Below are 12,164 nucleotides of genomic sequence, written 5' to 3' on the forward strand. Positions count from 1 at the left end.
AGGCTCCGCTGGGCATCACGCTGCGCGAACTGCTTGACTATGCGGGCGGGGTGCGGGCAGGCCACGAACTGAAGTTCTGGACGCCGGGCGGATCGTCGACGCCGCTGCTCACGGCCGAACATCTTGACGTGCCATTGGATTACGAGAACATGGCACGCGTCGGTTCGATGCTGGGCACCAAGGCGCTGCAGATCTTCGACGAGACCACGTGCGTGGTGCGGGCGGTCCGCCGCTGGACACAGTTCTACGCTCACGAATCCTGCGGCAAGTGCACGCCGTGTCGCGAGGGCACCTACTGGCTGGCCCAGATTTACGAGCGGCTCGAATCCGGCACCGGCCATCGCGAGGACGTGGACAAGTTGTTGGACATCTCCGACGCGATCTTCGGCAAGTCGTTCTGCGCACTCGGCGACGGCGCGGCCAGCCCGGTGCTGTCGTCCATCAAGTACTTCCGCGACGAGTACGTCGCGCACCTGGACGGTGGGTGCCCGTTCGATCCACACGCCTCGATGCTCGTCGCACCGGAGGGGGTGGGCGTGTGACCACCGCCGAGAACAAGGCCAACCGGAGCACCGGCCAGCCGGCCGTCGAGATGGTGGCACTGACCATCGACGACCACCAGATCAGTGTCCCCAAGGGCACGTTGGTGATTCGCGCGGCAGAACTCGTGGGCATCCAGATCCCGCGGTTCTGCGACCACCCGCTACTCGAGCCGGTCGGCGCCTGCAGGCAGTGCCTGGTGGAGGTGGAGGGACAGCGCAAACCCATGGCGTCGTGCACCATCACCGTCACGCCCGACATGGTGGTGCGCACGCAGCAGACCTCCGAGGCGGCCGACAAGGCGCAGCACAGCGTCATGGAACTGCTGTTGATCAACCACCCGCTGGACTGCCCGGTCTGCGACAAGGGCGGCGAATGCCCGCTGCAGAACCAGGCGATGTCCAACGGCCGGGCCGACACCCGCTTCACCGACGTCAAGCGCACATTCCCCAAGCCCATCAACCTGTCCGCACAGGTCCTGCTGGACCGCGAACGGTGCGTCCTGTGTGCCAGGTGCACGCGCTTCTCCAACCAGATCGCCGGCGACCCCTTCATCGAATTACTCGAACGCGGAGCGCTGCAGCAGGTCGGCATCGCGGCCGACACACCCTTCGACTCCTACTTCTCGGGCAACACCGTGCAGATCTGTCCGGTCGGCGCGCTGACCGGCACCGCCTACCGGTTCCGCGCCAGGCCCTTCGACCTGGTGTCCTCACCCAGCGTGTGCGAGCACTGCGCGTCGGGGTGCGCCCAGCGCACGGATCACCGCCGCGGAAAGGTGCTGCGCCGCTTGGCTGGTGACGACCCCGACGTCAACGAGGAGTGGAACTGCGACAAGGGACGCTGGGCGTTCACCTATTCCAGCCAGGGCGACCGCATCGCGACTCCCCTGGTGCGCGACGCCGACGGCAGCCAACGCCCGGCGTCGTGGTCGGAGGCCGTTGCGGTGGCGATCCGCGGGCTGACCGCGGCGGGCGGGCGCACCGGAGTGCTGGTCGGCGGGCGGGCGACGCTCGAAGACGCCTACGCCTACGCCAAGTTCGCCAGAATCGTACTGGGCACCAACGACATCGACTTCCGCAGTCGCGCGCACTCCGACGAGGAGGCCCAGTTCCTGGCGGCCGCCGTGGCGGGGCAACCGATGGCGGTGACGTACGCCGACCTCGAGGCCGCTCCCGCCGTGCTGCTGGCCGGATTCGAGCCGGAAGAGGAGTCTCCGATCGTCTATCTGCGGCTGCGCAAGGCATTCCGCAAGCGCGGACTGAAGGTCCGCTCGATCGCGCCCTTCGCCACGCGAGGGCTGGCGAAGATGGGTGGCACGCTCGTCGCCACCGCGCCCGGCGGCGAGGCGGCGGCCCTCGAGTCGCTTCGTGACGATGACCTGCTCGGCCGCCCCGGCGCCGTCATCCTGGTGGGTGAGCGACTCGCGACTTCTCCAGGCGCCTACACGGCCGCACTGGGATTGGCCGCGTCGAGCGGGGCACGGCTGGGCTGGATTCCTCGGCGCGCCGGGGAACGCGGCGCAGTGGAAGCCGGTGCGGCGCCGCATCTTCTACCAGGGGGCCGACCGCTGTCGGACACCACCGCACGCGCGGAGGTCGCCGCAGCGTGGAACGTCGACGAACTCCCGGGCCAGCCGGGACGCGACACCTCGAGCATCATCGCGGCGGCCGCAGCCGGATCGTTGGGGGCGCTGCTGGTCGGCGGCGTGGAAATCGACGACCTGCCCGACCCGGCCGCCGCGATCGCGGCGATCGAGGTCGCACCGTTCGTCGTCAGTCTGGAGTTGCGCCAGAGCGCCGTCACCGAGCGTGCCGACGTGGTGTTCCCCGTCGCGCCCGTGACCGAGAAGTCGGGCACCTTCGTCAACTGGGAAGGCCGCCAACGCCCCTTCGAACCGGCGCTGCCGCCGAGCGCGACGTCCGATTCACGCGTGCTCGCCGCACTTGCCGAGGAGGTCGGCGTCGACCTCGGACTGCCCGACGCGGCCGCCGCACGGGACGAACTCCGACGCCTCGGTGCCTGGCGGGGCACGCGGGCCGCCGCACCGAACGTGGCCGCCCCCCCGCCGGAACGCCCCGGCACGGGCCGTGCGGTGCTCTCGGGCTGGCGGATGCTGCTCGACACGGGCCGACTCCAGGACGGCGAGCCCCACTTGGCCGGGACGGCGCGGCCGAGTGCGGCGCGGCTGTCGCGAAAGACTGCCGCCGAGATCGGCGCCGACGACGGCGGACTGATCACCGTGGCGACACCGCGCGGCGCCATCACCCTTCCGCTCGAGATCACCGAGATGCCGGACCGGGTGGTTTGGCTGCCCCTGAATTCGCCGGGGTCCCAGGTGAACCCGGCTCTGGGTGCATCACCCGGCGACGTGGTGGCCATTTCGGTTGGCGGTGAGCTGGCGTGACGTACCCGGACCTCACCTCGTTCGGCCACGACCCCTGGTGGCTGGTGCTCGGCAAGGCGCTGGGCGTATTCGTGTTCCTGTTGCTCACGGTTCTCGTCGCCATCCTGCTCGAGCGCAAGATCCTCGGCCGGATGCAGATGCGGTACGGGCCCAACCGGGTTGGCCCCTTCGGCGTGCTCCAAAGCCTGGTCGACGGGGTAAAACTGGCGCTCAAGGAAGGCCTGATTCCGGCGGGCGTCGACAAGCCCATCTACCTCGCAGCACCGGTGATCGCGGTCATTCCCGCGTTCATGGCGTTCGCCGTGATTCCGATGGGCGGCATGGTCAGCGTCTTCGGGCACCAGACCCCGCTGCAACTCACCGACCTCGCCGTCGGAGTGCTGTACGTACTTGGCGTCACCTCGATCGGCGTCTACGGAATCGTCCTGGCGGGCTGGGCCTCCGGATCCACGTATCCCCTACTCGGCGGGTTGCGCTCGAGCGCGCAGGTGATCTCGTATGAGATCGCGATGGCGCTGTCCTTCGCCGCGGTCTTCCTCTACTCGGGCACCATGTCCACCTCCGAGATCGTCGCGAAGCAGCAGGGCATCTGGTACGCGTTCCTGTTGCTGCCGTCGTTCCTGATCTACGTCACCTCGATGGTCGGCGAGACCAACCGCGCGCCCTTCGATCTGCCAGAGGCCGAGGGCGAACTGGTCGGTGGATTCCACACCGAGTATTCCTCGCTCAAATTCGCGATGTTCATGCTCGCCGAGTACGTCAACATGACCACGGTCTCGGCATTGGCCGCCACCCTATTCCTCGGGGGCTGGCAGGCGCCGTGGCCGTTCAACATGATCGACGGGGCGAACTCCGGCTGGTGGCCGTTGCTGTGGTTCATCGCGAAGGTCTGGACCTTCATGTTCGGATTCATGTGGCTGCGGGCCACGCTGCCGCGCCTGCGTTACGACCAGTTCATGAACCTGGGCTGGAAGCTCCTCATCCCCATCTCGCTGGCGTGGATCGTGACGGTCGCCGTCGTCCGGACCCTGCGCAACGAGGGGTACGACGGCTTGGCCGTCGTTCTCGTCACCACCAGCGCGTTCGTGGGATTCCTGCTGCTGGTCTACCTCTGGAGGACGTTGGTGCAGAAGGAAACCCGCCGGACCGCCAGCATCGCGTCAACGCCCGCCGCTGATTCGGGGTCGTTCCCGATACCGCCCATCCCCGTGAAGGAGCCCGCCGATGTCTAAGAGGCCACACTTCATCGATGCCATCGCCGGCTTCGGCGTGACGTTCAAGACGATGTTCAAGAAGCCGATCACCGAGGAGTACCCGGAGAGTCCCGGTCCCACCGCCACGCGCTACCACGGCCGCCACCAACTCAACCGTTACGAAGACGGCCTGGAGAAGTGCATCGGCTGTGAGCTCTGCGCATGGGCGTGCCCGGCCGACGCGATCTTCGTCGAGGGCGCCGACAACACCGAGGACGAACGGTTCTCCCCCGGCGAGCGGTACGGGCAGGTGTACCAGATCAACTACCTGCGGTGCATCGGGTGCGGGCTGTGCATCGAGGCATGCCCGACGAGGGCACTGACGATGACCAACGTCTACGAGATGGCCGACGACAACCGCTCAGACCTGATCTACGGCAAGGACAAGCTGTTGGCACCGCTGCAGTCCGACATGACGGCACCGCCGCACGCCATGGCCGCAGGCAGCACCGACGAGGACTACTACCGCGGAAACATCAGGGCTGATGGTCTCGCCACCTCACTCGGCATGCCCAGCCTGAAGTCATCAGTGAAATCTCACGAGAATCCCCGCGAGCCGATCGAGGAAGTCATTCTGTGACAGTCGAACTCACGCTGCTCGCGGCCGACGCCGCCTACCGCACGTCCACGACGGAGGCGGTGACGTTCTGGGTGCTCGGCACGTTCGCGGTCCTCGGCGCGATCGCCGTGGTCGCCGCCCCCAAGGCCGTGTACTCGGCGATCTTCCTCGCGATCACGATGATCATCCTCGCGGTGCTCTACATCGCCCAGGACGCGCTGTTCCTCGGCATCGTGCAGATCGTCGTCTACACCGGCGCCGTGATGATGCTGTTCCTCTTCGTCCTGATGCTGATCGGAGTGGACTCCGCCGACTCGCTGGTGGAAACCATTCGCGGACAACGCATCGCCGCGATCGGCGCCGGCATCGCCTTCGGCGTGCTGCTGATCGCGGGCATCGGCAACCTGTCCGTCGCCGGATTCACCGGCCTCACCGACGCCAACGCAGGCGGCAACGTCGAGGGCCTGGCTGCGCTGATCTTCGTCCGCTACCTGTGGGCATTCGAGCTGACCAGCGCGCTGCTCATCACCGCCACCCTCGGCGCGATGGTGCTGACCCACCGTGAACGGGTCGATCACCGCAAGACCCAGCGCGAACTCTCGATCGAGCGCTTCGCCTCGGGTGGGCACGCCACCCCGATGCCGAGCCCCGGCGTGTACGCCCGCCACAATGCCGTGGACATGGCCGCCCGACTGCCCGACGGCTCCGACGCCGACACCTCGGTGAGCGGCATCCTGCCGCCGCGAACCATGGCGGGGGCCAGGAACGGGGAGCCCCGGTGAACCCCTACAACTACCTCTATCTCTCCGCGCTGCTGTTCACCATCGGGGCGTCGGGGGTGCTGTTGCGGCGCAACGCCATCGTGATGTTCATGTGCGTCGAGCTGATGCTCAATGCGGCCAACCTGGCCTTCGTCACGTTCTCCCGCATGCACGGCCACCTCGACGGGCAGGTCGTGGCGTTCTTCACCATGGTCGTCGCCGCCTGCGAGGTGGTGGTCGGACTCGCGATCATCATGACGATCTTCCGCGCCAGGCAGTCGGCCTCGGTCGACGCCGCGAACCTGTTGAAGCACTGATGAGCGCGCGCGCGAAGAACATCGGACCCCGTGCATGACACTTCCCGTGTGGCTGCTGATTGCACTCCCACTGCTGGGTGCGGTGATCCTGCTGCTCGGCGGCAAGGCCACCAACGCCTGGGGTCACCTGCTGGGCTGTGCGACGGTGCTGGCGTCCTTCGTCGTCGGCGCGGTGTTGTTCGTCGACCAGCTCAACCGCGTCGCCGAGAACAGGGAGATACACGAGCACCTGTTCTCCTGGGTACCGGTGGGCCAATTGCAGGTCGACTTCGGTCTCCAACTCGACCAGCTGTCAGTGTGTTTCGTGTTGCTGATCACCGGCGTCGGTTCGCTCATCCACGTCTACTCGGTCGGCTACATGGCACACGATCCCGAGCGCAGACGCTTCTTCGCCTACCTCAACCTGTTCGTTGCGGCCATGCTTCTTCTGGTCCTCGCCGACAACTACCTCGGGCTCTACGTCGGCTGGGAGGGCGTCGGTCTCGCCTCTTACCTGCTGATCGGCTTCTGGTCGTACAAGCCGTCGGCGGCGACCGCGGCGAAGAAGGCGTTCGTCGTCAACCGCGTCGGCGACGTCGGCCTGGCCCTGGCACTCATGGTGATGTTCGCGAGCGTCGGAACCATCTCGTACGCCGGCGTATTCGGCGCCGCCAACGAGATGGCTTCATCTTCGCCGGGCACGCTCACCGCGATCGGACTCCTGCTGCTGCTCGCCGCGTGCGGCAAGTCCGCCCAGGTCCCGTTGCAGTCGTGGCTCGGTGACGCGATGGAGGGCCCCACGCCGGTGTCGGCGCTCATCCACGCGGCGACCATGGTGACCGCCGGCGTATATCTGATCGTGCGCTCCGGACCCGTCTACGACCTCGCGCCCGACGCCCGCCTCGGCGTCGTGATCGTCGGGGCGGTGACCCTGCTCTTCGGCGCGGTCATCGGCTGCGCGAAGGACGACATCAAGAAGGCGCTCGCCGCGTCGACGATGTCGCAGATCGGCTACATGGTGCTTGCGGCGGGCCTCGGGCCTGCGGGTTATGCCATCGCGATCCTGCACCTGCTGACCCATGGCTTCTTCAAGGCGGGCCTCTTCCTCGGTGCGGGGTCGGTGATGCACGGCATGGACGACGAAACGGACATGCGGCGCTTCGGTGGACTGCGCACGTTCATGCCCATCACCTTCGTGACGTTCGGGCTCGGGTACCTGGCCATCATCGGCGTGCCACCGTTCGCCGGGTTCTTCTCCAAGGACGCGATCATCGAAACCGCTTTCGCCGCAGGCGGAGTCAAGGGTCTGCTACTCGGCGGGGCGACGCTCCTCGGGGCGGGTATCACCGCCTTTTACATGACCAGGGTGATGTTGATGACTTTCTTCGGGGAGAGACGTTGGAAGGCCCGGGCGAGCGAAGCGACGGGAGAGATGCTGGAGCCGCATCCGCACGAATCGCCGGCGAGCATGACGTGGCCGATGATCGTGCTCGCGGTTGGGTCGGTGGGCGCGGGCGGACTGCTCGCCATCGGCGGCACGCTCGAGCGCTGGCTGGAGCCCGTCGTGGGCGCGCACGAGGCGGAGCACCCGGTCCCGGCGTGGGTGATGACGATCATCACGCTGGCCGTGGTCGCGGTCGGCGTCGGAATCGCGTACCGCATGTATGCGATGCGCCCGATCCCCGAGACGGCGCCGGACGACGTGTCCGCGTTGACCGTCGCCGCCCGCCGTGACCTCTACGGCGACGCCTTCAACGAAGACGTGTTGATGCGGCCGGGGCAGCTCGTCACGGCGGGTCTGGTCGAGATCGACGACGACGGCATCGACGACGTGTCCCGCGGGCTGGGCGCGCTCGTCGGCGGCAGCTCGGAGCGACTGCGGCAGTTCCAGACCGGCTTCGCCCGCTCGTACGCCCTGTCCATGCTGGGCGGCGCCGCCCTGGTGATCGCCGCGATTCTGGCGGTGAGGGTCTGGTGACCGGCGTGCCGTGGCTGACGATTCTCTGGGCCGTTCCGATGGTCGGCGCGGCGGTCGTGATTCTGTTGCCCTCGGCGGCGAGACATCTCGCGAAGTACGCGGCACTCGTCGTCTCGCTGGTGGTGCTCGCGATCGCGGTCGTGCTCGCCGTGACGTTCGAACCGGGGGGTGCGCAGTACCAGTTCGTCGAGGACCACGCGTGGATCCCGTCCTTCGGGACGGGCTACATCCTGGGCCTCGACGGCATCGCGCTGGCGCTCGTGGTGCTCACGGCCGTCCTGGTGCCGCTGCTGATCGTCGCGGGCTGGCACGACGGTAGCGATCAGGCCCGGTCCACGCACACGTACATGGCCTTGACGCTGGCCGTCGAGGGCATGGTGCTCATCTCGCTGGTCGCTCTAGACGTCCTGCTGTTCTACGTGTTCTTCGAGGCCATGCTCATCCCGATGTACTTCCTAATCGGAGGCTTCGGCGGCGAAAATCGATCCAAGGCCGCAGTAAAGTTCCTGCTGTACAACCTGTTCGGCGGCCTGATCATGCTCGCCGCGGTCATCGGGCTGTACGTGGCCACCGCCACGAGCGCCGCCTTCGACGCGGGGACGTTCGACTTCCGGGCGATCGTGGCTGCCGTCGAGGACGGATCGCTGAACATCAGCCCCGCGGTGCTCAACGCACTCTTCCTCGGGTTCATGTTCGCGTTCGCGGTCAAGGCGCCGCTCTGGCCGTTCCACCGCTGGTTGCCCGACGCCGCCGTCGAGGCCACCCCGGCGACGGCCGTGCTGATGATGGCCGTCGTCGACAAGGTCGGTACGTTCGGCATGCTGCGCTACTGCCTGCAGTTGTTCCCCGACGCCTCGATGACGTTCCGGCCGTTGATCATCACGCTCGCGGTGATCGGCATCGTCTTCGGCGCAGTCGTGGCGATCGGCCAGACCGACGTGATGCGGCTCATCTCCTACACGTCGATCTCGCACTTCGGATTCATCATCCTTGGCATCTTCGCGATGACCAGCCAGGGCCAGTCCGGCTCGACCCTCTACATGGTCAACCACGGCATCTCGACCGCGGCCCTGTTCCTCGTCGCGGGATTTCTGGTGTCGCGCAGGGGAAGCCGCGCCATCGCCTCGTTCGGGGGTGTGCAGAAGGTCGCGCCGGTGCTGGCAGGCACGTTCCTCGTCGCGGGACTGGCCACCCTGTCGCTACCCGGCCTTGCGCCGTTCATCAGCGAATTCCTGGTGCTGATCGGCACGTTCACCACGTACCCGATCATGTCCGTCTTCGCGGCGTCCGCGCTCGTGCTGGCGGCGATCTACATCCTGTGGACGTACCAGCGCATGATGACCGGACCCGTCGGTCCCGGCAACGACAAACTGCGTGACCTCGTCCCCAGGGAACTCGTCGTCGTGGCGCCCCTGATCGCGATCCTGATCGTGCTCGGCGTGTACCCGAAGCCGGTTCTGGACGTCATCGCCCCAGCGGTTGGTCACACGTTGACCACGATCGGTCAGCAGGACCCCGCACCCCGCGTCGCGCAAGGACCCGTGAAATGACCATCACCGCACCCTCCGTCGAATACGGGCTGCTGTCTCCGATGTTGATCGTGCTCGGCGTCGCCGTGCTCGGCGTGCTCGTCGAAGCCTTCCTGCCCCGCCGTGTCCGGTACCGGGTCCAGTTGTCGCTGGCCATCGGAGGTCAGGTGGCTGCGTTGGTCGCCGTCGTCACCGAGTGGGTCGGCCTTGGGTCGTCGCTGGGCCGGAACGCCGTTGGCGGCGCCGTCGCACTCGACAAGCCGGCCTTGTTCCTGCAGGGGACCCTGCTTCTCGTCGGCATTCTCGGCACGCTGCTGATCGCCGAACGCCGCATCGCCTCCGAGGTCGACGCCGATGAGGGGGCAGCAGGCCTCGACGCGTTCACCCCGATGGCATCGGCCGTGCCGGGCAGCGTCGTCGAGAAGCTCGCCACGAAAGCCGGTGTCGCGCAGACCGAGATCTTCCCACTGACCATGCTCGCCCTCGGGGGAATGATGCTCTTCCCCGCCGCCGGCGACCTTCTGACGATGTTCGTCGCACTCGAGGTGTTCTCACTGCCGCTGTACCTGATGTGCGGGTTGGCCCGGCACCGGCGGTTGCTCTCCCAGGAGGCGGCGCTCAAGTACTTCCTCCTCGGGGCGTTCTCATCGGCGTTCTTCCTGTATGGGATCGCCCTGCTGTACGGCTACTCGGGCGGACTGAGCCTCAGCGGTATCCGCGACCAAGCGGCCGCCGGTTCGAACGACACCACTCTGGCACTGGTCGGCATCGGCTTGCTGTCAGTCGGCGTGCTGTTCAAAGTCGGTGCGGTGCCGTTCCATTCGTGGATTCCCGACGTGTATCAAGGGGCCCCCACACCCGTCACGGGTTTCATGGCGGCCGCTACCAAGATCGCCGCGTTCGGGGCCATGCTGCGGATCTTCTACGTCGCGCTGCCCGGCTTCGAGGGTGACTGGCGACCGCTGATGTGGGGCATCGCGATCCTCACGATGGTGGTCGGCACGGTGACGGCGGTGTCGCAGAACGACGTCAAGCGAATGCTGGCCTACTCCTCGGTCTCACATGCCGGCTTCATCCTGACGGGTGTCATCGCACTCAACGACAGCGGTGTGTCCGCGACGTTGTTCTACCTGTTCGCCTATGGTTTCAGCACTCTCGGCGCGTTCGCCGTCGTCAGCGTGGTGCGCAACGCGGCGGGCGAGGAGGAGACCGACATGTCGCGGTGGGCGGGGCTCGGCCGGAGCCATCCACTGGTCGGGGTGGTGTTCTCGCTGTTCCTGCTTGCCTTCGCCGGCATCCCGTTGACAAGTGGCTTCGTCAGCAAGTTCGCCGTGTTCAAGGCGGCTGCTGAAGGTGGCGCCGCACCGCTGGTGATCGTCGGCGTCTGCGCCAGCGCGGTGGCGGCGTACTTCTACGTGCGGGTGATCGTGCTGATGTTCTTCACCGATCCGCCGGACGACGCGCCCACGGTGGTGGTGCCGAGCGTGCTGAGCACCGCGACCGTGACGCTGAGTGCGGCTATCACCCTGGTGCTCGGCGCGCTGCCCCAGCCGATCCTGGACCTGGCGAACACCGCGAACCAATTCGTGCGTTAGCGCATCCCCGTGACTGCCGACGAATTGGTGCTGCGCACCGACCACGGTCCGGTTCGGGTCCTGACGTTGAACCGTCCGGAGGCGCGTAACGCGTTGAACATGAATATGTCATGCCGATCCAACAGGTGGCACGTATGTCCGCCGTAGCTGCGGGTGCTGCGTCATGAGGCGCCGAACTCACGACGACATCCCAACGGGCAACGTTGGATGAGGGTAGCCCCGGGGCATCCATCGCAATCTTCAACTGGACGAGATAATGCGGGTTTGTCCTCGGCGCTGCCAGGGTCGCCAGGGTGGATTGCGTCTAGTCCTGGACGGTTGTCACCGATTGCAGGCGCACTGCGTCCTGCCCGGGTGGGGCTCCGAACATGCGCCGGTACTCACGGCTGAACTGCGACGGATTGCGGTAACCGACGGCGTAGCCGACGGCGGCGACGTCGTGGGGCGCGGCGATGAGTTGGATGCGGGCTTTTTGGAGTCGGAGCTGTTTTTGGTACTGCAGCGGGCTCATGCCGGTCACCGCGCGGAAGTGGCGGTTGAGCGAGGCGACACTCATGCCGACATGCTTGGCGAGCTCGTCGATGCGCAGCACCCGGTCGTAGTGGTTCTCGATCCACCCGATCGCACGCGCCACGTGGGCGCACTGGCTATTGTCCAGCCCAAGCTGTCTGACCAGGGCCCCCTGCGGTCCGTTCAGCAGCCGCCAGTGGATCTCGCGGCGCAGGCCGGCCGCCAGCACCGGCACGTCACGGGGTTCGTCGAGCAGACGCAGCAGCCGCACGACCGGGTCGAGAAGCTTGTCATGGGCGTCGCCGATCCCGATGCCCGGTCCGTCGTGCCGGCGGGCGACGGTGGGGCCGGTTTCAAGGAGCAGTTGCGCGACGAGCGCGGGTTCCAGCGGAAGCCGAAACGAGAGGAACGGCTCGGTGCGCGTGGCCTGGGTGATTTGCGAGGTGAGGGGGAGGTCGACGGTCACGACGAGGTATTGGCCCGCGTGGTAGTCGAAGATGCGGTTAGCGAGGACCGAGCGCTTGGCTCCCTGGGCGACCAGGGCGAACACGGGTTCGCTGAGCGTGCCCAGCGGTTCGGTGACGCCCGGGGCGGAGAACACCGTCATTCCCTCGATCCCGACCGGGCGTGGGCCGCCCGCGGCCAGTCGCGCGATCCGGCGGCGTAGCTCGTCCAGGTGAGCCATCACGTCAGTGAACCACCGATGCGCGCGGGAGCCCAGCATGATCCGGACAAG

Annotated in this window: 10 protein-coding genes; 9 read left to right on the forward strand and 1 reads right to left on the reverse strand. The window is 67.0% G+C overall.

The window, feature by feature from the left end; all coding sequences use genetic code 11:
• From QOI01_RS02385 to nuoN, 9 genes are all read left to right on the forward strand, one after another.
• Positions 1-542: NADH-ubiquinone oxidoreductase-F iron-sulfur binding region domain-containing protein (locus tag QOI01_RS02385; protein WP_526378243.1), on the forward strand; the 542-nt coding region annotated here is incomplete at its 5' end.
• Positions 539-2,947 carry an NADH-quinone oxidoreductase subunit G gene (locus tag QOI01_RS02390; RefSeq protein ID WP_526378245.1) on the forward strand — a complete coding sequence of 803 codons (2,409 nt, stop codon included), beginning with the start codon at positions 539-541 and terminating at the stop codon, positions 2,945-2,947. The genes QOI01_RS02385 and QOI01_RS02390, both read left to right, overlap by 4 nt.
• Positions 2,944-4,179 (forward strand): NADH-quinone oxidoreductase subunit NuoH, encoded by a 1,236-nt coding sequence (gene nuoH / locus QOI01_RS02395; protein ID WP_526378247.1) that lies wholly within the window; start codon positions 2,944-2,946, stop codon positions 4,177-4,179. The genes QOI01_RS02390 and nuoH overlap by 4 nt, the downstream gene beginning before the upstream one ends.
• On the forward strand, positions 4,172-4,780 hold the full coding sequence (gene nuoI / locus QOI01_RS02400) for an NADH-quinone oxidoreductase subunit NuoI (RefSeq protein ID WP_526378249.1): 609 nt from the start codon (positions 4,172-4,174) through the stop codon (positions 4,778-4,780). Before nuoH ends, nuoI begins: the two co-directional genes overlap by 8 nt.
• Positions 4,777-5,541 (forward strand): NADH-quinone oxidoreductase subunit J, encoded by a 765-nt coding sequence (locus QOI01_RS02405; RefSeq protein ID WP_526378251.1) that lies wholly within the window; start codon positions 4,777-4,779, stop codon positions 5,539-5,541. The genes nuoI and QOI01_RS02405 overlap by 4 nt, the downstream gene beginning before the upstream one ends.
• On the forward strand, positions 5,538-5,837 hold the full coding sequence (nuoK, locus tag QOI01_RS02410) for an NADH-quinone oxidoreductase subunit NuoK (RefSeq protein WP_526378253.1): 300 nt from the start codon (positions 5,538-5,540) through the stop codon (positions 5,835-5,837). The genes QOI01_RS02405 and nuoK overlap by 4 nt, the downstream gene beginning before the upstream one ends.
• A 34-nt stretch (positions 5,838-5,871) precedes the next feature.
• Positions 5,872-7,794, forward strand: coding sequence for an NADH-quinone oxidoreductase subunit L (gene nuoL / locus QOI01_RS02415; RefSeq protein WP_526378255.1), 1,923 nt, complete (start codon positions 5,872-5,874; stop codon positions 7,792-7,794).
• Entirely contained in the window at positions 7,791-9,344 is a 1,554-nt protein-coding gene (locus tag QOI01_RS02420; protein WP_526378257.1) for an NADH-quinone oxidoreductase subunit M, read from the forward strand. Before nuoL ends, QOI01_RS02420 begins: the two co-directional genes overlap by 4 nt.
• Positions 9,341-10,918, forward strand: a complete 1,578-nt coding sequence (gene nuoN / locus QOI01_RS02425) for an NADH-quinone oxidoreductase subunit NuoN (RefSeq protein ID WP_526378259.1) — start codon at positions 9,341-9,343, stop codon at positions 10,916-10,918. The genes QOI01_RS02420 and nuoN overlap by 4 nt, the downstream gene beginning before the upstream one ends.
• A 304-nt stretch (positions 10,919-11,222) precedes the next feature.
• On the opposite strand, the gene QOI01_RS02430 is transcribed toward nuoN, so the two are convergent.
• Positions 11,223-12,164 (reverse strand): AraC family transcriptional regulator N-terminal domain-containing protein (locus tag QOI01_RS02430; protein WP_526378261.1); only part of this gene is annotated, 942 nt, incomplete at its 5' end.

This window comes from Mycobacterium sp. (genome assembly GCF_032162605.1).
GTDB lineage: Bacteria > Actinomycetota > Actinomycetes > Mycobacteriales > Mycobacteriaceae > Mycobacterium.

What these genes read in the sequence shown, in the direction of transcription:
- nuoN (WP_526378259.1), top strand. Translation starts at nt 9,341, where the DNA reads ATGACCATCACCGCACCCTCCGTCGAATACGGGCTGCTGTCTCCGATG.
- nuoL (WP_526378255.1), top strand. Translation starts at nt 5,872, where the DNA reads ATGACACTTCCCGTGTGGCTGCTGATTGCACTCCCACTGCTGGGTGCG.
- nuoI (WP_526378249.1), top strand. Translation starts at nt 4,172, where the DNA reads ATGTCTAAGAGGCCACACTTCATCGATGCCATCGCCGGCTTCGGCGTG.